The following is a 20,900-nucleotide window of genomic DNA, read 5'->3' as shown; positions in this document are numbered from 1 at the left end:
CGGGCTACGGCAGAACCGTTGCCGCCGTCGCCTGCTGGATCCGCAGGTCCGCATCGCGCTGCAACAGGAAGCGCTGCGCCACCAGGCGGCTCGCCGCCGCCGTCACCGCGCTCACATACCCCGCCTGGTTGCCGTACAGCGACTCCAGCGACGGCCGCGCGTCGCCGGCGGCGAGCCGCGATGCCTCGGTCCTGTGAAACGGCAGGTAGCTGCCGGTCAGGCTCGTCAGGTCGACCTGGCCCGGCGTCGCGACGTAGTTGAACTCGATGCTGGTGCCCAGCGGCGCCTGCACCTCGATGCCGCGGATGCCGGCCAACGCCAGGCCGGTCGACGCATCGACCTTCGGCACCAGGATCGCGTAGTCGGTGCCGGCCAGCGGAGGCAGCTGCGTCGCGACACCGCTCTCGTCCTGCGGCACGTACTGCGGACCGAAGTCCAGCACCCGGTAGGCGTTGAACCAGCCGCGGTAGCTGAAGTCGGGGATCGCGGTCGCGACGCCGCCGACCGGCCAGCTCAGGCCCTTGATCGCGGGCCAGCTCAGCTGCTCGGGCCGCACCAGCGTGCCGGCCGCGATGGCCGGCACCTGGCTCGGCGGCGGCGCGGTGTCGTGCACCACCCAGTCCTCCAGCGCGATGAACAGCGCGCGGAAGGTGTCGCTGTGGTGCGCCACCGTGCCCCGCGGGTAGACGCTGTTGGCCGGCACGTACGCGATGCTCGCGGTGCCGCCCGCGCCGCCGTGCTGCGTGCTCGCGTAGTAGTAGATGCGCGCGTTGTCGGGTTGCGCGAGGTCGGCGAATCCCCAGGCATCGGTCAGCACCGGCGAGCCCTGCAGTTGCCAGAACTCGGTGCCCGACAGGCCGAGGAAGAATTTCGGGCAGGTGTTGCTCGCGGCGCAGCGCGTCATCACGCCGCCCTTGCGGCCGGTGATCGGGTCGACATAGTCCTTGTCCAGCGCGCGCGGCGCGGTCTGGCCGAACGCGGTGTGGTCGGTGCGGATCGCACCGCCGCCACCCGGCACCGCGAAGCGCGTGTTGATGTTGGTCTGCCGCGCCGCGACGTGGGCGTACACGCCGTCGAACACCTTGCTGCCGTCGAGCGCCTGGTTGAAGCCCAGGTGCAGGAAGGTCTTCATCGCATTGCCCGATTGCGAGGTGCCCTGCCCGATCGCATGCGTGATGCGCCCGCCGAGCGGATTGGCCACGCCGTCGGCATCGGCCGCCTGGTGGCGGAAGAAGCTCACCGTGTCGCGCAGTGCCGCCAGGCCCACGCCCATCACCTTCGGGTCCTTCGCGACGTAGACCAGCTCATACAGCCAGGCCGGGTCGAAGCCGCCCTTCAGGCAGACCTTGCTGCCGTCGGGCGCGCCGGGGAAGGGCCTGGCCGCGGCATCGCAGTCGGCGAACTTCCAGTCGGACGGCGGGATCGCCACGCGCGCATCGGTGTCGTTCAGCCGCCGCGTCAGCGAGTGGCCCGGCAAGCTGTTGTCCAGGCTGGCCGGTGCGTACGGGATCATCGTGCCGTTGAAGACGCCGCCGGGCAGCGTCATCACCGGCGTCGAGGCCGATGGAACGAGTTCGCTGCGGTAGGTGCCGGTGATCGACGAGCCGTCGCGGTTGACCGCCACCGGCACCGTGAGCGTCAGCCGCGCGGCGCTGCTCTTCGGCACGTCGCCCTGCCACGCCGAATACAGCAGCACGTAGCCGCGCTCGAGGAACACCGCATCGCTCGGCGTCGCGGCCGGGTTCGGCATCGTCAGGATGTTGCCGCGGTTCGGCGCGTCGTAGCGCAGCACGCCGCTCGCCTTGCTCATGTCCTTGGGCTTCAGCAGCACGAAGTCGGCGCTGTACTCGACCATGCCGCGGGCATTCACCGGCGCGAGGTCCAGGTCCTGGATGATCGCGTTGTGCGCATCCTTCGGATCGACCTCGCCGCGCAAGGTGCCGCTGAGCTTCTCGTAGGCGCCGACAGCGCCGTAGCTGCCGGCGAAGTCTTCGGTGGCGGTGATGCTCAGGTGCATGCGGGGAGCCTGGGCGGCGGGCGGCGGCGCGTTGCCGCCGGCATCGCCGGAATCGCCGCCACAGGCGGCCAGTCCGCAGGCCAGCGCAAGCGTGGCCACGCGGTTCAGCGAAAGCTTCGTCATCGATGTCTCCTGGTTTTGGAAAGGCTCCGCCCCCGGAGCGCTCTGGCGGCGCCCGCTGGTGGGTGGCGAAGGGGATGCGCCGTGGCGCGGAACTACTCGGGGTCGATGCCGGCCGCCTTGATGACCTTGCCCCACTTCTGGGTCTCGGTCGCCTGGAACGCCGCCAGCCCCTCGGGCGTGGTCGTGAACGGCACCGAGCCGCTCGCGTCGAAGAAGCTCTTCGCCGCGGCGCTGCCGGTGCCGCTGACCAGCAGCTCGCGCAGCCGCTGCACCACCGCGGCGGGCGTGCCGGCCGGCACGTAGGCCGCGAACCAGTAGCCCATGTCGTAGCCCTTCACGCCGGCCTCGTCGATGGTCGGCACCTCGGGCAGCAGCGGCGAGCGCTGCGCCGTCGAGATGCCCAGCGCGCGCAGCTTGCCCGCCTTGACCTGCGGCACGCCGGTGGAGGTGTCGGTGATCATCAGGTCGATCTGGCCGCCCAGCAGGTCGGTGATCGCGAGCGGGTTGCTCTTGTACGGCACGTGCAGCAGGTCGACGTGCGCCATCTGCTTGAACAGCTCGCCGGCCACGCGGCTCGACGAGCTGCCGCTGCCGAAGCTCAGCTTGCCCGGCTGCTGCTTCGCCGCGGCGAGCACGTCGGCCACCGTCTTGTACGGCGAGTTCACGTTCACCACCATCACCTGCCCGCCCTTGCCGAGCCCGGTGACCGGCACGAAATCCTTCACCGGGTCGTAGGGCAGCTTCTTGTAGAGGTGCTCGTTGGCCGCATGCGTGGTGTTGGTGGTGATCAGCACGGTGTAGCCGTCGGGCGCGGCGCGGGCCACGCTCTGCGCCGCCAGCATGCCGCTTGCGCCGGCCTTGTTGTCGACGACGACCGCCTGCTTCGTGTCGACGGTGATCGACTGGCCGAGCGCGCGCGCCAGCTGGTCGGTCGCGCTGCCGGCCGCGAACGGCACGATGAAGGTGATCGGCTTGGCGGGCCAGGCCTGCGCCTGCGCGTGCAGCGGCAGGGCGGCGAGTGCCGTGAGCGCCAGTGCGGCCGCGTGCAGGGAACGGTACATCTTCATTGTTTGTCTCCGGTGTGGTTCTTGGATTCGTCAGCGTCGATCGGTGGGCCGGCCAGCAGCGGCACGAGTGCGCGCGGCACGCGCAGCGGCAACTCCAGCAGCAGGAAGGACAAGGCCTTGCCATGGCCGTCGAGGTTCAACGAGCCGTTGACGCCGCCGTCGAGCACCTCATCGAGCACGAAGTTCATCGCGTGCAGCAGCGGCAGCAGGTGCCGCACGATGCGGCCCGGCCGGCGGTGCGCGAACTGGCGGCGCACCGCGTCTTCGTCGATCTGCGCGACCAGCAGCGGCCACAGCTGCGGGTGCCAGGCGATCAGGCTGATGTTGGCGCGGTCACCCTTGTCGCCGGTGCGGGCGTGCGCGGCGCGGTACAGCGGGACCTCGATGTCCATCTCGTCGCTCATGCGCCCTCTCCATCCGGCAGGAAGGTGAAACCCGCATCGACGCGCTCGCGCGGCACGCTGCAACTGGCGATGCCCAGACGACGGCGCAGCGCGGTGCGCACGCCGCCGCCGCCGGCCGGACCGCAGGTGTACAGCGCAGTCACCTCGCGCGCGAGGCGTTCGGCCTGCCGGCGGTCGGCATGCTGCAGCGCCACGCGCAGCCGCACGTCACGGCCGTCGTGCGCGATCGCGGCATCGTCCCAGGTGCCGGCGTCGTCGGCGAACACGCTGCTGACGCCGATCAGGTCGGCGCGCAGCGTGCCCAGGCCGTGCAGCCGCTCGCGCAGCACCTCGGCCGCGAGCCGCGCGCGCGCCTCGGCCCGCGGGCCGGCGTACGAGATCTCCCCTTCGGCCAGCCAGCCGGTCTCGTGGCACACGTTCACCTTCAGCTGCGCCGGTCGCGCATGGCCGCGCACGCCGTCGAGCCGCACACGGTCGGGCCCGAGCTGCCGCACCTGCGCCTGGCCGATGTCGGCCACGACGTCGGGCGTCAGGTAGGCGAAGGGGTCGTGCACCTCGTAGAGCAACTGCTCCTTCACGGTGTGCTCGTCGATGCGCCCGCCGCTGCCGGCGGGCTTGGTGATGACGCAGCCGCCGTCGGCATCGATCTCGGCGATCGGGTAGCCCAGCGTCGCCAGCCCGGGCACGTCCTTGTAGCCCGGGTCGGCGTAGTAGCCGCCGCTGACCTGCGCGCCGCATTCGAGCAGGTGCCCGGCCATCGTGGCGCCGGCGATGCGGTCCCAGTCGTCGCGTGCCCAGCCGAAATGCGCGAGCGCCGGGCCGACGGTCAGCGACGGATCGGCGACCCGCCCGCAGACGACGATCTCGGCGCCGGCCAGCAGCGCATCGGCGATCGCCTCGGCACCGAGGTAGGCGTTGGCCGCGACGATGTCGAGCGCGGCCGCCTGGCGACCCAGCGCTTCGAGCAGCAGCCCGCGGTGCGTGTCGCCGGCGAGATCGTCGCCCGACACCACCGCGATGCGCGGCACGCGCAGGCCCAGCTCGCGGGCCAGTGCCGCGATGCGCCGTGCCGCGCCCGGCGGGTTGGCCGCACCGAAGTTGCTGACGACGCGCACGCCGCCGGCCAGGCAGCGCGCGAGCACCGGGCGCAGCAGGTCGTCGAGCAGCGGTTCGTAGCCGGCGTGCGGATCGTCGCGGCGCGCCAGCTGGGCCAGCGCCAGCGTGCGCTCGGCCAGCGTCTCGAAGATCAGCACGCCGCCGCCCGCGGCGATCAGCGCGTCGACCACCGGGCCGGCCGCATCGGTGCGGTCGCCGGAGAAGCCTGCGGCGCAGCCGATGCGCAAGGGGGTTCGATTCATCGCGCCGACTGTAGGCAGCGGCGATTAATATGTGAATTCGCAATTTCGGATGAGTTGATCTGCAATGCAAATGAATGTGTCGACCCGCCAGCTGCGTGCCTTCGTGCTGTTGGCGGCGCAGCGCAACTTCACGCGGGCCGCGGCGGCGATGCACCTGTCGCAGCCGGCCTTCAGTGCGCTGATTCGCCAGCTGGAAGAGGCACTCGGGCTGCGGCTGTTCGACCGCAGCACGCGTTCGGTCGAGCTGACGACCGAGGGCCGCGAGTTCGAGCTGTCGGCGCGGCGTGTGCTCGACGAGTTCGACGGCGCGCTGGCCGGCGTGCGCGACCAGGCCGCGCGGCGGCGCGGGCGGGTCTCGATCGCGCTGCTGCCGTCGCTCGCGGCCGGCTGGCTGCCGCCGGTGCTGGCGGAGTTCCGCAAGGCCTGGCCGGGCATCGAGCTGCAGGTGGCCGACGTGCTGTCCGAGCCGTGCATCGAGCTCGTGCGCAGCGGGCATGCGGATTTCGCGCTCGCGGCCACGCGCGCCGAGACGCCCGAGCTGCGCGCCGAGCCGTTCTGCAGCGACGACTTCCACCTGGTGTGTCCGACCCGCCATCCGCTGGCGCGGCTGGCCGAGGTGCGGCCGAAGGACGTGGCGGCCTGGCCCTTCATCCACCTGTCGCGCACCTCGAGCGTGCGGCAGTACCTGGATGCCGCGACGCATCCGCAGGTGATGAACGCGGTGATGGAGGTCGACCAGCTCGCCACCGTGATGGGCATGGTGCGCGCGGGGCTGGGCGTGAGCATCGTGCCGTGGCTGACGCTGTTCCACTTCAAGGCGCCCGGGGTGGTGACGCGGCCGCTGCCGTGGGCGGGGCTGCAACGGCAGCTCTACCTGGTGCGGCGGCGCGACCGCGGGTTGTCGGTGGCGGCGCAGGGCTTGTATGAGTGGGTGATGGCGCGGCCGCCGGAGGGGACGAAGGCGGGGGCCGGTGGCAGCGGCCGCGTCAGCCGCAAGAAGCCGATCCGCAGCCCGTGATCCGAGGCTTGATCAGAACGGGCCGCTCTCCAGCCAGCGCTCGATCTGCGGGCGTCGATCGTTGCCCCAGAACGGCTCGCCATCGAGCACGAAGAATGGCGCGCCGAACACACCGGCCGCGATTGCCGCGTCGTTGGCCTGGCGCAGGCGATCCTTCCAGTGCGGATCGGTCCACACGCGCTCGGCGGCGCCCGCTTCGAGGCCGGCCTCGGTGGCCAGTGCGGCCAGCGCCGTCGTGTCGCCCAGATCGACGCCGCGCGTGAAGTACGCGCGCAGGCACAGCCGGGCCCAGGCCACGGCGCGCGCCGGGTCGTCGGCATGCAGGAACCAGAACACGCGCGACGCGTTCTGGGTCGCGACCGGGAATTTCGACGGGATCGCGAATGGCACGCCGGCGAAGCGCGCCGAGCGCTCGAAGTCGTGCAGCGAGTACTCGCGCTTGATCGGGTGCGAGACGGGGCTCTTCAGTTCGGCCGCCTGGAACACCGCGCCGAGCATCACCGCCTTCCATTCGACGGTGCGGCCATGGCGCGCGGCCAGCGCCTCGATCCACTCGGAGGCGATGTAGGAATAGGGCGACGAGAAGTCGAAGTAGAAGTCGATGGGGGTGTTCATGGCGTTCATGGCAAAAGCGATTCCGGGCGGTCGCGGGCGAATGCGATGGTGATCGGGAAACTTCCATGTCGCTGCAAATGGCGAGAAGTTCTTCGTGGCTACGCGGGACGTGTGCGCGACAGATGCTCGACGATCGTGGACGCGATCCACAGGCAAGCCATGAACGACGCCGAAATTCTCAGCCAGAACACGCGGCTGGAGATCTTGCCGAACTTCTTCTCGATGAAGAAGGCGACCACGGTCACCAGCAGGAATGAGCTGGCGATGGTGAGACCGGGCTCGGGCGACGGATGTCGCAACGCATGCACCATGACGGCGATCCACAGCAGCAGTTCGGCCAGGTCCTCCACCCGTTCGAGAATGAACAGCGCATCGGGAGACAGTGGCCGCTTCGCCGCTGCCAAGAAGCTGCTGATGAACTTGGAGACGAACGAGGCGAGGTTGGAGCCGATGAAGAAGGCGACGGCGTAGCCGAGGGTGTGAAGGGCGTTCACGTCGGCATCACCCCGCCAGCGCCCGCCCGATCAGGATCTTCTGCACGTCGCTCGTGCCCTCGTAGATCTGGCACACCCGCACGTCGCGATAAATGCGCTCGACCGGGAAATCGCTGACGTACCCATACCCGCCGTGGATCTGGATCGCCTCGCTGCACACGCGCTCGGCCATCTCGCTCGCGAACAGCTTGCCCATCGCCGCCTCCTTCAGGCATGGCTGGCCGGCATCCTTCAGCCGCGCCGCATGGTGGATCAGCTGCCGCGCCGCTTCGATCTGCGTCGCCATCTCGGCCAGCCGGAACTGCAGCGCCTGGTGCTCGAAGATCGGCTTGCCGAACGCGACCCGCTCCTTCGCGTAGCGCAGCGCCGCCTCGAAGGCCGCGCGCGCCATGCCCACCGCCTGCGAGCCGATGCCGATGCGCCCGCCCTCCAGCCCCGACAACGCGATCTTCAGCCCCTGCCCTTCATCGCCCAGCCGGTTCGCCACCGGGATGCGGCAGTTCTCGAACAGGATCTGCGCGGTGTCGCTCGCGTGCTGGCCCATCTTGTCTTCCAGCCGCGCCACCACGTAACCCGGCGTCGAGGTCGGCACAATGAACGCGCTGATGCCCTTCTTGCCGGCCGTCTTGTCGGTCACCGCCATCACGATCGCCACGTCGCCGTGCTTGCCGCTGGTGATGAACTGCTTGACGCCGTTGAGCACGAAGTGGTCGCCATCGCGCACCGCGGTCGTCTTCAGCCCGTCGGCCTGCGAGCCGACGTGCGGTTCGGTCAGGCAGAACGCGCCGAGCATCTCGCCACGCGCCAGCGGCTTCAGCCACAGCACCTTCTGCGCGTCGTCGCCCCAGGCCATCAGGATCGAGCACACCGGGCAGTTGTTGACGCTGACGATGGTCGACGTGGCGCCGTCGCCGGCCGCGATCTCCTCGAGGATCAGCGACAGGCTCAGGTAGTCGAGCCCGGCGCCGTCCCACTCGGCGGGCACCGCGACGCCGTAGCAGCCGAGCTCGGCCAGGCCGCGCAGCTCGTCCTTCGGGAAGTGGTGCGCCTTGTCCCAGCGGGCGGCCTGCGGCGCGATGCGGTCCTGCACGTAGGCGCGCACGGCGTCCTGCACCGCGCGGTGGTCTTCGGTCAGCATGGGTCTTGTCTCCTCGCGTTCTTCTTCAGTTCACCAGGCCAGCGGCTGGTGGTCGTGGTTCAGGAAGCTGCCGTTCTCCGACGGCGTCAGCGCGGCCAGCGTGCGCCGCATGTCGGCCACGCTCTGCTCGACGCTGATGTCGGCCGACGAGCCGCCCATGTCGGTGCGCACCCAGCCGGGGTGGAAGGCGACGCAGGTCGCGCGGCCGTCGAGCGAGAACGACACGTCCTTCAGCACCGAGTTCAGCGCCGCCTTCGACGCGCGGTACAGCCAGCTGCTGCCCGAGCTGCGCAGCCCGATCGAGCCCATGCGCGACGACAGCACCGCGAGCTTCGCGCCGGGCGCGAGCGACGCCATCACCTGCGGCAGGATGCGCATCGCACCGAGCACGTTGGTGTGCATCACCGCATCGAAATCGGCCTCGCTCGGCGTCTGCGGTGCCGCGAGGCGCGGCCCGAGGACACCGGCGTTGACGACGACGACGTCGAACGCCTGCCCGTCGATGCGCGAGGCGACGCCCGCGGCACTGGCGGTGTCGGTCACGTCGAGCGCGAAGGCCTCGGCGCCCAGTTGCTGCAGGCGTGCGATGCCGGCCTCGTCGCGCGCGGTGGCGGTGACGCGGGCGCCGGCCTCGCGGTACTGGCGGACGAATTCGAGGCCGATGCCGCGCGAGGCGCCGATGATCAGGATGTTCATGGGGAGGTGAGTGTCTCCAGCTGCAGGGCGTTCGGCAATGCCGCGCCCGCCGCCGTGTTGTCGAAGATGCACCAGCGGTCCGCGTGGGCCGGCAGTTGCGCGAGTTCCTGCGCGCGCTCGCGCAGCCAGTCGGTCTTGTAGGTCGACCAGTAGATCCGCGGCGAACCGTGCCAGCGGTGGTAGAAAACGGCCGGGCGGCGCGCCGTCGCCGGGCCCGTCCAGCCGCCGGGTTCGTTCGCCTGCGGCCACTTCGACGGGTCGACGGCCGCACGGGCGACTTCGCACTGCTCCAGCAGCTGCTCGGCCTGCGGCGTGAACCAGCTGAGATGCCGCGGCTCGCAGACGACGGCGCCATCGAAGGCCTCGCCCAGCTGCTCGAAGAACCGGCCCGCCACCTTGTCGTCGAACGCCAGCGAGGGCGGCAACTGGACCAGCGTGACGGCCCACTTGGCGCCCAGGCCCCCCGCTTCGGCAACGAACGCCGCCAGCAGCTCGTCGACACCCTCGAAGCGGCATTCGTGCGTGATGCGCTTCGGCAGCTTCACGGCAAAGCGGAAGTCGTCGGGCGTGCTGTCGGCCCAGCGTGCATAGGTCTGCATCCGGTGGCTGCGGTAGAACGACGAATTGATCTCGACGCAGTTCATCCGCCGTGCGTAGCGTTCGAGGTGCGTGCCTTCGCCGGGCAGCGCCTCGGCCTGCGCGGCGGAGATCGCCCAGCCCGCGGTGCCGATGCGGATCGCCGCCGGCGAAGGCGTCGCTCCCCGCACGCCCATCAGGCCAGTTCCACCGCCATCGCCGTCGCCTCGCCACCGCCGATGCACAGCGCCGCGACGCCGCGCTTCAGCCCGCGCTTGCGCAGTGCGCCCAGCAGCGTGACGACGATGCGCGCGCCGCTCGCGCCGATCGGGTGGCCCAGCGCGCACGCACCGCCGTGCACGTTGACGATCTCGTGCGGCAGCTTGAACTCGTGCATCGCCGCCATCGTCACCGCGGCGAAGGCCTCGTTGACCTCCCACAGGTCGACCTCTTTCGCGGCCCAGCCGGTCTTCTTCAGCACCTTGTCGATCGCGCCGATCGGTGCCGTCGTGAACCAGTTCGGCGCCTGCGCATGCACCGCGTGCGCATGGATGCGCGCCAGCACCGTGCTGCCCAGCCGCTTCGCGGTGCTCTCGCGCATCAGCACCAGCGCCGCGGCGCCGTCGGAGATGCTCGACGCGTTCGCCGCGGTGATCGTGCCGTCTTTCTTGAACGCCGGCTTCAGCGTCGGGATCTTGTCGAGCCTGGCCTTGAACGGCTGTTCGTCGAACTTCACGACCGTGTCGCCGCCCTTGCTGGCCACGCTGACCGGTGCGATCTCCCAGTCGAAGCTGCCGTCTTCGTTGGCCTGCTTGCTGCGCTGCGTCGACGCGATCGCGAACGCGTCCTGCGCCTCGCGGCTGAACTGGTACTTGGCCACGCACTCCTCGGCGAACACGCCCATCGCACGGCCGCGGTCGTAGGCGTCTTCCAGCCCGTCGATCGCCATGTGGTCGAACATCTGGGCCGCGCCATAGCGCACGCCCTTGCGCGCGAACATCAGGTGCGGCGCATTCGTCATGCTCTCCATGCCGCCGGCCACCATCACGTCGACGCTCTCGGCCTTCAGCATGTCGTGCGCGAACATCATCGCGCGCATGCCCGAGCCGCACATCTTCGACAGCGTCACCGCGCCGGCCGATTGCGGCAGCCCGGCGCCGAGCGCGGCCTGGCGCGCCGGTGCCTGGCCCTGGCCGGCCATCAGGCAGTTGCCCATCAGCACCTCGTTGACGGCGTCGCCGGTGATGCCGGCGCGCTCGACCGCGGCCTTGATCGCGATGGCACCGAGCTGGTGGCCGGCCAGCGCGCTGAAATCACCCAGCAGGCCACCGATGGGCGTGCGGGCGGCGGACACGATGACGATGGGGTCAGACATGAGGGTCTCCTTCATGGTGGGGTGAATCGGTTTTACGCCTCGCGGCGATCTCTCGCAATGCACCGAGCAGCCGGTCGACCTCGGCCTCGGTGTGCGCCGCCGACAAGGTGATGCGCAGCCTGGCGCTGCCGACCGGCACCGTCGGCGGCCGGATCGCCGGCACCCACAGGCCGCGTTCGCGCAGCGCCGCCGCCATCGCAAGCGCCTCGGCATTGCCGCCGAGGATCAGCGGCTGCACCGGCGTCGACGACGGCGGGTTGGCCCACGGCAGCCCGGCCAGCCCGGCGCGCAGCCGCTGCACCAGCGCCATCACGTGCGCGCGGCGCTGCGGCTCGCGCTGCATCACGCGCAGGCTCTCGCGCAGCACCTCGGCCTGCATCGCCGGCATTGCAGTCGCGAAGATGTAGCTGCGGGTGCGCTGCAGCAGCCAGTCGATCAGCGTCTCGTGGCCGGCGACGAACGCGCCGGCCACGCCGGCCGCCTTGCCGAGCGTCGCCATGTAGACGAGCCGCTGCGAGCTCAACCCGAAGTGCGCCGCGCTGCCGCGGCCGTCGGGCCCGAGCACGCCGAAGCCGTGCGCATCGTCGACCAGCAGCCAGGCGTCATGCTGCTCGCACAGCGCCAGCAGTTCGGGCAGCGGCGCGAGGTCGCCGTCCATGCTGAACACCGCATCGGTGACGACCAGCTTGCGCTCGGCGGTCGATGCGGCGAGCCGCTCGGCCAGCGCCGCCAGGTCGCCGTGCGGATACACGCTGATCTGCGCACCCGACAGCCGCGAGCCGTCGATCAGGCAGGCGTGGTTCAACGCATCGCAGAACAGCGCATCGCCGCGCCCGACCAGCGCCGGCAGCAGCCCGACGTTGGCCGCGAAGCCGGCGTAGAAACTCAGCGCGGCCGGCATGCCGACGAAGGCCGCCAGTTCGCGCTCCAGTGCATCGTGGGCTTCGGTGTGGCCGCAGACCAGCGGCGACGCGGTCGCGCCGACGCCCCACTGCTGCGCCGCGCGCTGCGCCGCGGCGATCAGGTCCGGGTGCTGCGCGAGGCCGAGGTAGTCGTTGCTGCAGAACGCGAGCAGCGCTTCGCCGTCGACCACCATGCGCGGCCCGTCGACCTGCTGCACCACGCGGCGCCGGCGGCGCAGGCTGTGGCCGTCCAGCGCGTCGAGCTGCGCGGCCATCTCGCCGAGGTCGAAGGCGTTCATCGGGCGGTCCAGTGGCGCAGCATGTCCTGCGCGTTCGCGTGCGGCTGGTGCGGCAGCTCGGCCCACAGCGGGGCGTCGATGCGATTCCGCAGCGTCGCGATGTTCTCGTCGACCGCGCGCATCGCCGGGTCGACGCGGTTCGCGACCCAGCCGGCCAGGCGCAAGCCGCGCGAACGGATCGCCTCCTGCGTCAGCAACGCGTGGTTTAGGCAGCCGAGCCGCAGGCCGACCACCAGCAGCACCGGCAGGTCGAGCGCCTGCGCGAGGTCGGCGCCGGTGTGCGTGTCGCTCAAGGGCACCAGGAAGCCGCCGGCGCCTTCGACGACCACCGCGTCGGCCAGCGACGCCAGTTCGCGGTAGCGCCGCGACAGCAGGCAGATGTCGATGGCCTCGCCGGCCGCGTGGGCCGCCAGGTGCGGCGACATCGGCAGCGGCAGGCAGTACGGGTTGTCCAGCTCGCGCGGCACGGTCACGTTGCCGGCGGCGCGCAGCGCGAGCACGTCTTCGTTGTCATCGCCGTGCGGCGTCGCGATGGTGCCGGCGGCCACCGGCTTCATGCCGACGACGCGCTTGTGGCGCCGGCGCAGGTCGAGCATCAGCGTGCAGCTGACGAGGGTCTTGCCGACGCCGGTGTCGGTGCCGGTGACGAAATAGCCTTCGACGCTCATGCCAGGGTCTCCTGCAATGCGGCGAGTGCACCCGCCGCAAGCTGCTCGCACGCTGCCTCGTCGATCACGTACGGCGGCATGAAGTACAGCGTGCTGCCGATCGGCCGCAGCATCAGCCCGTGCCGCAGCGCGGCCGCGTGGTAGCGGCGTGCGAACAGCGGGTCGGCGCTGTCGATGTCGAACGCCCACACCATGCCGAGCCGGCGGCTGCGCAGCACCGCCGGGTGCGCGCGCAGCGGTTCGCACAGTGCGTCGAGCGTCGCGGCCGTCACCGCGTTGTGCGCCATCCAGTCGCGCTGGCCGAAGATCTCCAGCGTCGCGAGCGCGGCGCGGCAGGCCAGCGGGTTGCCGGTGTACGAATGCGAATGCAGGAAGCCGCGCGCGGTGCTGTCGTCGTAGAACGACGCGAACACCTCGTCGGTGGTCAGCACGGTGGACAGCGCCATGGTGCCGCCCGTCAGCCCCTTCGACAGGCACAGCAGGTCGGGCCGGATGCCGGCCTGCTGGTGCGCGAACAGGCTGCCGGTGCGGCCGAAGCCGACCGCGATCTCGTCGCAGACAAGGTGCACCTCGTAGCGGTCGCACAGCGCGCGCAGCTCGCGCAGGTAGGCCGGGTCGTGCATCGCCATGCCGGCGGCGCACTGGATCAGCGGCTCGACGATCACCGCAGCGATCTCGTCGTGCCGCGTCTCCAGCACCGCCTGCAGCGCCTGCGCGCAACGGCGCGCCAGGTCGGCCGCCGTCTCGCCCGGCAACGCGTTGCGCGCATCGGGGCTCGGCACCGTCGCGCTCAGCCGCACCAGCGGGCCGTAGGCCTCGCGGAACAGCGGGATGTCGGTGACCGACAGCGCACCCACCGTCTCGCCGTGGTAGCCGCCCTCCAGGCCGATGAACTTCGTCTTGCCGGGCCGGCCGCGGTTGCGCCAGTGGTGGGCGCTCATCTTCAGCGCGATCTCGGTGGCGGCCGCGCCATCGCTCGCGTAGAACGCATGGCCCAGGCCGGTCAGCTCGGCCAGCCGCTCCGACAGCGCGACCACCGGCTCGTGCGTGCAGCCGGCCAGCATCACGTGGCACAGCGTGTCGAGCTGCGCATGCAGTGCCGCGCGCAGGTGCGGGTGCCCATGGCCGAACAGGTTGACCCACCACGAGCTGATGCCGTCGAGGTAACGCCGGCCGGCCGTGTCGACCAGCCACACTCCCTCGGCGCTCGCCACTTCGAGCAGCGGCTGCGTCTCGTGCTGCTTCATCTGGCTGCAGGGGTGCCACACCGCGGCGCGGCTGCGTTCATTCAATGTCGTCATGTCGATGTCGTCACGTCGGAGCTTTGCTGCGCTGCGCGCAGCCTTCTCTGGTTCTTGAAACGCCGCGCCGGGTCGTACGGGAACACGTCGTGCACATGCCCGGCCTGGATGCGCTCCTTGCGACGCTGCCAGAAATCGGCATCCAGCAGGTCGGCATGGTGTTTCATGAACACCTCGCGCACCCCCGGGTGGCCGAGCAGGAAGGGCCCGAAGGTCTCGGGGAACACGTCGCGCGGCCCGACCCGGTACCAGACCTCGCCGGACAGTTCTTCCTCTTCGGTGCGCGCGGCCGGCACGCGGCGGAAGCTGCAGTCGCTCAGGTACTCGATCTCGTCGTAGTCGTAGAACACCACCTTGCCGTTGCGCGTGACGCCGAAGTTCTTCCACAGCATGTCGCCGGGAAAGATGTTGGCCGCGACCAGGTCCTTGATCGCGTTGCCGTACTCGACCACCGCGTGCGCCATCTGCTCGGGCGTCGCCTCCTGCAGGTAGATGTTCAGCGGGATCATGCGGCGCTCGATGTAGACGTGGCGGATCACCAGGTCGGCGCCGTCTTCCTCGAGCAGGCTGCCGCAGAAGTGCTTCAGCTCGGCCACCAGCTCGTCGTCGAAGCGCACCCGCGGGAAGGCCACGTTGCTGTACTCCAGCGTGTCGGCCATGCGCCCGACGCGGTCGTGCTGCTTCACGAGCAGGTACTTGCTCTTGATCAGCTCGCGCGTGGTCTCCTTCTGCGGCGGGTAGAAATCCTTGATCACCTTGAACACGTACGGGAACGACGGCAGGTCGAACACCAGCATCACCATGCCCTTGATGCCGGGCGCGATGCGGAAGGTGTCGCTGCTGTGGCGCAGGTGCGCGAGCAGGTCGCGGTAGAAGATGTTCTTGCCCTGCTTCTGCAGCCCGAGCGCGCTGTACAGCTCCGAGCGCGGCTTGCGCGGCATCAGCGTGCGCAGGAACTGCACGTAGGCCGACGGGATCTCCATGTCGACCAGGAAGTACGCCCGCGCGAAGCTGAACAGCATCAGCAGGTCGTCCTCGCTGAGCAGCACGGTGTCGATCGTCAGGCCCTTGCCGCCGGCGCTGTGCAGGATCGGCAACGCGAACGGCGTCTCGCGGAAACCGTTGATCACCTTGCCGACCGCGTACGCGCCCTTGTTGCGGAAGAACAGCGAGCTCAGCACCTGGATCTGGAAGTTCGCGCGCGGCCGGAAATCGCCCATCTGCTCGTTCACCGCCGCCAGCACGTGGTCGATGTCGCGCTCCAGGTCCTCGAACTCGCAATCGAGCTGGAAGTTGTGCACCACGCGCAGCCAGGTCTCGCGCAGCGTCTCGCGCGTCGGGTAGTAGGCGCGGTAGGTCGGCTGCGAGGCCGGCTCGTCGTTCTCGATGTACTCGGTCGACACCGCCGGGCGCACGAAGATGAAGTCGTTGTTGAAGTAGCTGCGGTGCAGGATCTTCGTCGTCACCGAATTGAAGAAGGTCTCGGCGAGCTCGGGCTGGTGGTGGTTGGTCAGCAGCCCGATGTAGTGCAGCTTGGCCTCCTGCCAGGCCTCGGAGCTCAGGCTGGCGGCATCGAACTCGGTCTGCAGCCGCTCGACGGCCTCGTCGACGCGCAGGTCGTAGAACTCGATGCGCTCGCGCTGCGCGCGCTGCTGGCCGTGCCAGTCGGCCACCTCGAAGCGCTGCTTGGCCCCGGCGCTGGCCGCGCGGAACAACCGGTAGTGGCGGTTGAAGCCGTCGAGCATCGCCTGCGCGATGCCGAACGCGCGCGCGTCGGTGAGGGCCTGCGGGAACATCGGGCGCGCCTGGTCAGCCGGTCGTGGCCCCGATGGAGGCATAGCGCGACTGCAGGCCGGCCAGCGCCGCTTCGTACGCCGGCCCGACCTCGTCGGCACGGCCGATCGTGATCTTCATGTCCTGCAGCAACCCGTTGTACAGGCCGTAGAACCAGCCGTGCACGACCAGGTCCTGGCCGCGCCGCCAGGCCTCTTCGACGACGGTGGTCTGGCAGACGTTGCGCGCCTGCTCGATCACGTTCAGCTCGCACAGCGCATCGACGCGGCGCGCTTCCTGCACCGTGTCGAGCCAGGCCTGGTGCTTGTTGCGCACGTCCTTGACGTGGCATATCCAGTTGTCGGCCAGGCCGACGTGGCGGTCGTGCAGTGCCGCCGCGACGCCGCCGCAGCCGGAGTGGCCGACCACGATGATGTGCTTGACCTTCAGCATGTCGGTCGCGAACTGGATCACCGACAGGCAGTTCAGGTCGGAGTGCACCACCACGTTGGCGACGTTGCGGTGCACGAACAGCTCGCCCGGCGCCAGGTCGACCAGTTCGTTGGCCGGCACGCGGCTGTCGGCGCAGCCGATCCACAGGTACTGCGGCGCCTGCTGCTTCAGCAGCCCGGTGAAGAAGCCCGGCGAGCGTGCTTCGGTGCGCTGCGCCCACAGGCGGTTGCTGTCCAGGAGTTCTTGCAGGTCGGTGGTCATGATGTTGCAGTGCAGCGAAGACGGACGCAGTTTACGCATCCATCCCCAGGCTGCACGCGGACCGATCCGACGTGCCCGGACAGGAGCGTCCCGCCTCCGCTCCCGCGGGGCAGGGACGCCCGGGGAATCAGTTGAGGATCTTGCCGTTCGCGCCGAACATCGCGAAGTTCACGTAGTGCGAACCCGGCTTGTCGTTCAGGCTGAAGTCGAGCGTGTAGCCGCCAACGTCGATCGCGTTGGCCGCGTTCAGCGCAGCGGTCACGCCGGCCGGCGTCAGCGAGTTGGTGGTCTCCAGCACTTTGACCAGCGCCTTCGCGGCGATGAAGCCTTCGATCGAACGGGCCGACAGGTCCGGGTTGTTCGACGCGGCCTTCAGCTGCATGTACTCGCGCACGACCGCGAGGTTGCTCTGCTGCGGCAGCGGCAGCACCACCGAGAACGCGTAGCCACGCGCACGCTCCGGGCCGAGCGCCTTCAGCAGCGCATCGGTGTCGATGATCGACATGCCGTACAGGATGCCCTGGCCGCCCTTGGCGGCGTACTGCTTGACGAACTCGATGCCGGCCGCGGTCGTCGCGCCGAGGAACACCACCTGCACCTTCGAGTCGATGATCTCGGCGACCGACTTCTCGACCTGGATCGTGTTGCGCGGGTAGCCGCTCGTCACCGCGAGTTCGATGCCATGCGCCTGCGCGGCGATCTGCGCACCGGCCAGCACGTCCTTGCCCAGGCCGTCGTCCTGGTAGACCAGGCCCACGCGCTTCACACCGACGTGCGACAGCTGGTCGAACAGGCGGCCCACCTCGTCGTGGTAGCTCGCCTTCACGATGTGCATGCCCGGCGCCTTGACGACCGTGGCCGCACCCGACACCGCGCCGACCAGCGAGGTCTTGGTCTGCGTGTAGACGCCGTCCTTGGCCAGCGCCTCCAGGTTGGCGGTGCCTACCGTGCTGATCATCGCGACCGGCGCCTCGGCGGCGATCAGCTCGCGCGTCAGGCGCACGCTGTCCTCGGGCTTCTGCGCGTCGTCGCGCGTCACCAGCTTGATCGGCCGGCCGCGCACGCCGCCCTTCAGGTTCACCGCATCGAAGTACAGCTTCGCGCCGGCATTCATCGCCTTGCCGGTGACGGCCTGCGGGCCGCTGAACGGCGCGACCTGGCCGATCACGATCGGCTCGGCGGCCAGCGCCGCGAACGGGAAGGCCAGCGTGGCGGCCAACAGGCCGGTGACGGCCAGCGCGTGCAGACGGAAGCGCTGCACAGCGGAAGTCGGTTTGGTATACATCAGATGGTCCGGTATGGCGCGAACGGCGCCGTATGGACAGCATCTTAGAAAGATGGGCCGGGATATCCCTACTCATTTCGCGATTCAATTGCAAGCCGATGTGAACTGCTGCGCGAAGATTTTTCTTGCTTTTTTGGTGCCGCGCGATATTCGCCCGAAGCTGTCAAAAAGCCGTCAGGAAATGGGGGCGAACCGGTGCGGCACAGCATATTCACATCGTTTCGGCGAACAACTCGCGCCCGATCAGCATCCGCCGGATCTCCGACGTGCCCGCGCCGATTTCGTAGAGCTTCGCGTCACGCCAGAGACGGCCGAGCGGGTACTCGTTGATGTAGCCGTTGCCGCCGAAGATCTGCACGCCCTCGCCGGCCATCCAGGTGGCCTTCTCGGCGCACCACAGGATCACGCTCGCGCAATCCTTGCGCACCTGGCGCACATGCTCCACGCCGAGCGCATCGAGGTTCTTGCCCACGGTGTAGCAGAAGGCACGCCCGGCCTGCAGCACGGTGTACATGTCGGCGACCTTGCCCTGGATCAGCTGGAACTCGCCGATGCTCTGGCCGAACTGCTTGCGGTCGTGGATGTACGGCACCACGTTGTCCATCACCGACTGCATGATGCCGATCGGCCCGGCGGCGAGCACCGCGCGCTCGTAGTCGAGCCCGCTCATCAGCACCTTGGCGCCGCCGTTCAGGTTGCCCAGCACGTTGGCGGCCGGCACCTCGACGTTCTGGAACACCATCTCGCCGGTGTGCGAGCCGCGCATGCCGAGCTTGTCGAGCTTCTGCGCGGTGCTGAAACCCGCCATGCCCTTCTCGACGATGAAGGCCGTGACGCCGCGCGCGCCGAGCTGGGGTTCGGTCTTCGCATAGACCACCATCGTGTCGGCGTCGGGGCCGTTGGTGATCCACATCTTGGTGCCGTTGAGCAGGTAGTGGCTGCCCTTGTCTTCGGCCTTCAGCTTCATGCTGATCACGTCGGAGCCGGCGCCCGGCTCGCTCATCGCGAGCGCGCCGACGTGCTCGCCGCTGATCAGCTTCGGCAGGTACTTGCGCTTCTGCGCCTCGCTGCCGTTGCGCTTGATCTGGTTCACGCACAGGTTGCTGTGCGCGCCGTAGCTCAGGCCGACGCTGGCCGACGCGCGGCTGATCTCTTCCATCGCGATCATGTGGGCGAGGTAGCCCATGTTCGCGCCGCCGTACTCCTCGCTGACGGTGACGCCGAGCACGCCGAGCTCGCCCATCTTGCGCCACAGGTCCATCGGGAACTGGTCGCTGCGGTCGATCTCGGCAGCGCGCGGGGCGATCTCGGCCTCGGCAAAGGCGCGCACGGTGTCGCGCAGCGCATCGATGTCTTCGCCGAGCTGGAAGTCGAGTCCGGGCAGGTTCATGGGGTGTCTCCGTCGGTTTTCGGGATGAAACGTGTCAGGGCGAATTCAGCAGCCGCTTCGCCTCTTTCTCGTGCGTGCGCACCTCGTCGAGCGTGACGTGCAGGTCGGCCATCTGCTGCTCCAGCTGCTGGCGGTGCAGCGCCAGCACCGTGAGGAACTTCTTCAGCTGGGCCTGCGTGTCGCGCGGCGACTCGTACATGTCGACCAGCTCCTTCACCTCGGACAGCGTGAGCCCGAGCCGCTTGCCGCGCAGCGTCAGCTTCAGCCGCGTGCGGTCGCGCGCGGTGTAGATGCGGTTGCGGCCGGCGCGCTGCGGCGACAGCAGCCCGCAGTCCTCGTAGAAGCGGATCGCGCGCGTCGTCAGGTCGAATTCGCGCGCGAGTTCGCTGATCGTGTAGGTGATTCCCGGGAGGGACGAGGTGGCAGGCACCTCGGCGACAGCAGCGTGCGGCATGAAAACCTAGAATCGGCTGATTGACGTATACGTAAAGTGTAGCTGCCCTCATGACAACCACCACCAAGCCGATGAACGAGCTCGAGCGAGCGCTGCAGTACCCGCTGGGCGAGAGCCTGCCCGAGACAGGCAGGACGCTGGAGGTGGCGCCCGGCGTGCGCTGGCTGCGCATGCAGCTGCCGTTCGCGCTGGACCACATCAACCTCTGGCTGCTGCGCGACGAGCTCGACGGCCGCGCCGGCTGGACGATCGTCGACTGCGGCATCACCAACGACGCGACCCGCGCCGCCTGGGAGCAGGTCTTCGAGACCGAGCTGCAGGGCCTGCCGGTGCTGCGGGTGATCGTGACGCACATGCACCCGGACCACATGGGGCTGGCGCACTGGCTGACCGAGCGCTGGAACGTGCGGCTGTGGATCAGCGCGACCGACTACAACGCGGCGCGGCTGGCCAGCACCTCCACCACCGGCTTCGGCGGCGAGGCGGCGGCGGCGTTCATGGCCAGCCACGGGCTGACCGACCCGGAGGCGGTGGCCAAGATCAGGGCGCGCAGCAACTACTACGCGACGATGGTGCCGCAGGTGCCCACCGCGTTCCGGCGCCTGCTCGACGGCATGGTGATCAGCATCGGCGGGCGCGGCTGGCAGTGCATCTCGGGCTACGGGCATGCGCCGGAGCACATGTCGCTGTACTGCGCCGAGCTCGGCGTGCTGATCTCGGGCGACATGCTGCTGCCGCGCATCTCGACCAACGTCAGCGTGATCGACCTGGAGCCCGAGGCCGATCCGCTGCCGCTGTACCTGGCGTCGATCCAGCGCTTCAACGCGCTGCCGGCCGACACGCTGGTGCTGCCGTCGCACGGCCGGCCGTTCCGCGGCATGCACACGCGCATCCAGCAGCTGGTGACGCACCACGACGAGCGGTTTGCCGATGTGATGGATGCCTGCGCGAAATCACCGCAGAGCGCGGCCGACCTGCTGACGGTGCTGTTCACGCGCAAGCTCGATCTGCACCAGACGACGTTCGCGATGGGGGAATCGATCGCGCACCTGCATGCGCTGTGGCTGGCGGGGAAGCTGGTGCGGTCGGTGGATGGGGCGGGGGTGTACCGCTTCGCGTGCCTCTGAGACCCCGTTCGCCCTGAGCCTGTCGAAGGGCCCGATCATCCTGAGCCCGTCGAAGGACCTGAGCCTGTCGAAGGGGTCGGACTGAGCTTGTCGAAGGCCATGCGCG

The 20,900-nt window shown here is 69.5% G+C and carries 20 protein-coding genes; 2 read left to right on the top strand and 18 right to left on the bottom strand.

The genetic code is table 11. From position 1 onward, the window contains the following. Nucleotides 1-4: 4 nt before the first annotated feature. The 4 genes from BUE42_RS04845 to BUE42_RS04830 form a co-directional block, all read right to left on the bottom strand. Nucleotides 5-2,140: an alpha/beta hydrolase domain-containing protein gene (locus BUE42_RS04845; protein WP_073463235.1), complete on the bottom strand. Its 2,136-nt coding sequence runs from the start codon at nt 2,138-2,140 to the stop codon at nt 5-7. A gap of 92 nt (nt 2,141-2,232) precedes the next feature. Beyond that, nucleotides 2,233-3,207, bottom strand: a complete 975-nt coding sequence (locus BUE42_RS04840; protein ID WP_073463233.1) for a Bug family tripartite tricarboxylate transporter substrate binding protein — start codon at nt 3,205-3,207, stop codon at nt 2,233-2,235. Next, nucleotides 3,204-3,611: an AtuA-related protein gene (locus BUE42_RS04835; protein WP_073463231.1), complete on the bottom strand. Its 408-nt coding sequence runs from the start codon at nt 3,609-3,611 to the stop codon at nt 3,204-3,206. Before BUE42_RS04835 ends, BUE42_RS04840 begins: the two co-directional genes overlap by 4 nt. Then, nucleotides 3,608-4,969, bottom strand: a complete 1,362-nt coding sequence (locus BUE42_RS04830) for an acyclic terpene utilization AtuA family protein (RefSeq protein WP_073463229.1) — start codon at nt 4,967-4,969, stop codon at nt 3,608-3,610. The genes BUE42_RS04835 and BUE42_RS04830 overlap by 4 nt, the downstream gene beginning before the upstream one ends. Before the next feature lie 70 nt (nt 4,970-5,039). On the opposite strand from BUE42_RS04830, the gene BUE42_RS04825 reads away from it, so the two are divergent. Beyond that, nucleotides 5,040-5,987, top strand: coding sequence for a LysR family transcriptional regulator (locus tag BUE42_RS04825; RefSeq protein WP_073463227.1), 948 nt, complete (start codon nt 5,040-5,042; stop codon nt 5,985-5,987). Nucleotides 5,988-5,999: 12 nt separating this feature from the next. Here the strand turns inward: BUE42_RS04825 and BUE42_RS04820 are convergent, their stop codons facing one another. From BUE42_RS04820 to BUE42_RS04755, 14 genes are all read right to left on the bottom strand, one after another. Continuing rightward, nucleotides 6,000-6,602 carry a 2-hydroxychromene-2-carboxylate isomerase gene (locus BUE42_RS04820; RefSeq protein WP_073463421.1) on the bottom strand — a complete coding sequence of 201 codons (603 nt, stop codon included), beginning with the start codon at nt 6,600-6,602 and terminating at the stop codon, nt 6,000-6,002. Nucleotides 6,603-6,700: 98 nt separating this feature from the next. Then, entirely contained in the window at nt 6,701-7,096 is a 396-nt protein-coding gene (locus BUE42_RS04815) for a hypothetical protein (RefSeq protein ID WP_073463225.1), read from the bottom strand. Between the two features lie 7 nt (nt 7,097-7,103). Next, nucleotides 7,104-8,234 (bottom strand): acyl-CoA dehydrogenase family protein, encoded by a 1,131-nt coding sequence (locus BUE42_RS04810; RefSeq protein WP_073463222.1) that lies wholly within the window; start codon nt 8,232-8,234, stop codon nt 7,104-7,106. Between the two features lie 30 nt (nt 8,235-8,264). Next, the gene (locus tag BUE42_RS04805) at nt 8,265-8,930 is read right to left on the bottom strand and encodes an SDR family oxidoreductase (RefSeq protein WP_073463221.1); all 666 of its coding nucleotides are present in this window, start codon (nt 8,928-8,930) and stop codon (nt 8,265-8,267) included. Continuing rightward, nucleotides 8,927-9,703, bottom strand: coding sequence for a DUF72 domain-containing protein (locus tag BUE42_RS04800; protein ID WP_073463219.1), 777 nt, complete (start codon nt 9,701-9,703; stop codon nt 8,927-8,929). Before BUE42_RS04800 ends, BUE42_RS04805 begins: the two co-directional genes overlap by 4 nt. Continuing rightward, complete coding sequence (locus tag BUE42_RS04795) at nt 9,703-10,881, bottom strand: acetyl-CoA C-acyltransferase (protein ID WP_073463217.1); 1,179 nt, start codon at nt 10,879-10,881, stop codon at nt 9,703-9,705. Before BUE42_RS04795 ends, BUE42_RS04800 begins: the two co-directional genes overlap by 1 nt. Then, a complete protein-coding gene (bioF, locus tag BUE42_RS04790; protein ID WP_073463215.1) occupies nt 10,874-12,082 on the bottom strand; it encodes an 8-amino-7-oxononanoate synthase in 1,209 nt (402 codons plus the stop codon). The genes BUE42_RS04795 and bioF overlap by 8 nt, the downstream gene beginning before the upstream one ends. Next, the gene (gene bioD, locus BUE42_RS04785) at nt 12,079-12,750 is read right to left on the bottom strand and encodes a dethiobiotin synthase (protein WP_073463213.1); all 672 of its coding nucleotides are present in this window, start codon (nt 12,748-12,750) and stop codon (nt 12,079-12,081) included. Before bioD ends, bioF begins: the two co-directional genes overlap by 4 nt. Beyond that, nucleotides 12,747-14,051 carry an adenosylmethionine--8-amino-7-oxononanoate transaminase gene (gene bioA, locus BUE42_RS04780; protein ID WP_073463211.1) on the bottom strand — a complete coding sequence of 435 codons (1,305 nt, stop codon included), beginning with the start codon at nt 14,049-14,051 and terminating at the stop codon, nt 12,747-12,749. Before bioA ends, bioD begins: the two co-directional genes overlap by 4 nt. Further along, the gene (aceK, locus tag BUE42_RS04775; RefSeq protein WP_073463209.1) at nt 14,048-15,847 is read right to left on the bottom strand and encodes a bifunctional isocitrate dehydrogenase kinase/phosphatase; all 1,800 of its coding nucleotides are present in this window, start codon (nt 15,845-15,847) and stop codon (nt 14,048-14,050) included. The genes bioA and aceK overlap by 4 nt, the downstream gene beginning before the upstream one ends. Nucleotides 15,848-15,860: 13 nt before the next feature. Beyond that, nucleotides 15,861-16,538, bottom strand: a complete 678-nt coding sequence (can, locus tag BUE42_RS04770; RefSeq protein ID WP_073463208.1) for a carbonate dehydratase — start codon at nt 16,536-16,538, stop codon at nt 15,861-15,863. Between the two features lie 127 nt (nt 16,539-16,665). Then, complete coding sequence (locus BUE42_RS04765; RefSeq protein WP_083613878.1) at nt 16,666-17,823, bottom strand: ABC transporter substrate-binding protein; 1,158 nt, start codon at nt 17,821-17,823, stop codon at nt 16,666-16,668. Between the two features lie 211 nt (nt 17,824-18,034). Beyond that, on the bottom strand, nt 18,035-19,213 hold the full coding sequence (locus BUE42_RS04760) for an isovaleryl-CoA dehydrogenase (RefSeq protein ID WP_073463206.1): 1,179 nt from the start codon (nt 19,211-19,213) through the stop codon (nt 18,035-18,037). Nucleotides 19,214-19,247: 34 nt separating this feature from the next. Next, nucleotides 19,248-19,667: a MerR family transcriptional regulator gene (locus BUE42_RS04755; protein WP_073463204.1), complete on the bottom strand. Its 420-nt coding sequence runs from the start codon at nt 19,665-19,667 to the stop codon at nt 19,248-19,250. Nucleotides 19,668-19,738: 71 nt separating this feature from the next. Between BUE42_RS04755 and BUE42_RS04750 the strand changes: the two genes are divergently transcribed. Then, nucleotides 19,739-20,794: an MBL fold metallo-hydrolase gene (locus BUE42_RS04750; protein WP_073463416.1), complete on the top strand. Its 1,056-nt coding sequence runs from the start codon at nt 19,739-19,741 to the stop codon at nt 20,792-20,794. The last annotated feature ends 106 nt before the right edge of the window (nt 20,795-20,900 follow it).

The sequence above is a fragment of the Rhizobacter sp. OV335 genome, assembly GCF_900142965.1.
GTDB lineage: Bacteria > Pseudomonadota > Gammaproteobacteria > Burkholderiales > Burkholderiaceae_C > Rhizobacter.
Note: the sequence above shows the minus strand (reverse complement) of the source record. Positions and strands in the feature narration are given on the sequence as shown.

Excerpts from the sequence above, each read along its gene's own strand:
- BUE42_RS04810 (WP_073463222.1), bottom strand. The coding sequence starts at position 8,234 with ATGCTGACCGAAGACCACCGCGCGGTGCAGGACGCCGTGCGCGCCTAC.
- BUE42_RS04795 (WP_073463217.1), bottom strand. The coding sequence starts at position 10,881 with ATGTCTGACCCCATCGTCATCGTGTCCGCCGCCCGCACGCCCATCGGT.
- BUE42_RS04830 (WP_073463229.1), bottom strand. The coding sequence starts at position 4,969 with ATGAATCGAACCCCCTTGCGCATCGGCTGCGCCGCAGGCTTCTCCGGC.
- aceK (WP_073463209.1), bottom strand. The coding sequence starts at position 15,847 with ATGTTCCCGCAGGCCCTCACCGACGCGCGCGCGTTCGGCATCGCGCAG.
- BUE42_RS04760 (WP_073463206.1), bottom strand. The coding sequence starts at position 19,213 with ATGAACCTGCCCGGACTCGACTTCCAGCTCGGCGAAGACATCGATGCG.
- bioF (WP_073463215.1), bottom strand. The coding sequence starts at position 12,082 with ATGAACGCCTTCGACCTCGGCGAGATGGCCGCGCAGCTCGACGCGCTG.
- BUE42_RS04845 (WP_073463235.1), bottom strand. The coding sequence starts at position 2,140 with ATGACGAAGCTTTCGCTGAACCGCGTGGCCACGCTTGCGCTGGCCTGC.
- BUE42_RS04805 (WP_073463221.1), bottom strand. The coding sequence starts at position 8,930 with ATGAACATCCTGATCATCGGCGCCTCGCGCGGCATCGGCCTCGAATTC.
- BUE42_RS04835 (WP_073463231.1), bottom strand. The coding sequence starts at position 3,611 with ATGAGCGACGAGATGGACATCGAGGTCCCGCTGTACCGCGCCGCGCAC.
- can (WP_073463208.1), bottom strand. The coding sequence starts at position 16,538 with ATGACCACCGACCTGCAAGAACTCCTGGACAGCAACCGCCTGTGGGCG.
- bioD (WP_073463213.1), bottom strand. The coding sequence starts at position 12,750 with ATGAGCGTCGAAGGCTATTTCGTCACCGGCACCGACACCGGCGTCGGC.
- BUE42_RS04800 (WP_073463219.1), bottom strand. The coding sequence starts at position 9,703 with ATGGGCGTGCGGGGAGCGACGCCTTCGCCGGCGGCGATCCGCATCGGC.
- bioA (WP_073463211.1), bottom strand. The coding sequence starts at position 14,051 with ATGACGACATTGAATGAACGCAGCCGCGCCGCGGTGTGGCACCCCTGC.
- BUE42_RS04755 (WP_073463204.1), bottom strand. The coding sequence starts at position 19,667 with ATGCCGCACGCTGCTGTCGCCGAGGTGCCTGCCACCTCGTCCCTCCCG.
- BUE42_RS04820 (WP_073463421.1), bottom strand. The coding sequence starts at position 6,602 with ATGAACACCCCCATCGACTTCTACTTCGACTTCTCGTCGCCCTATTCC.
- BUE42_RS04750 (WP_073463416.1), top strand. The coding sequence starts at position 19,739 with ATGAACGAGCTCGAGCGAGCGCTGCAGTACCCGCTGGGCGAGAGCCTG.
- BUE42_RS04825 (WP_073463227.1), top strand. The coding sequence starts at position 5,040 with ATGAATGTGTCGACCCGCCAGCTGCGTGCCTTCGTGCTGTTGGCGGCG.
- BUE42_RS04840 (WP_073463233.1), bottom strand. The coding sequence starts at position 3,207 with ATGAAGATGTACCGTTCCCTGCACGCGGCCGCACTGGCGCTCACGGCA.
- BUE42_RS04765 (WP_083613878.1), bottom strand. The coding sequence starts at position 17,823 with ATGTATACCAAACCGACTTCCGCTGTGCAGCGCTTCCGTCTGCACGCG.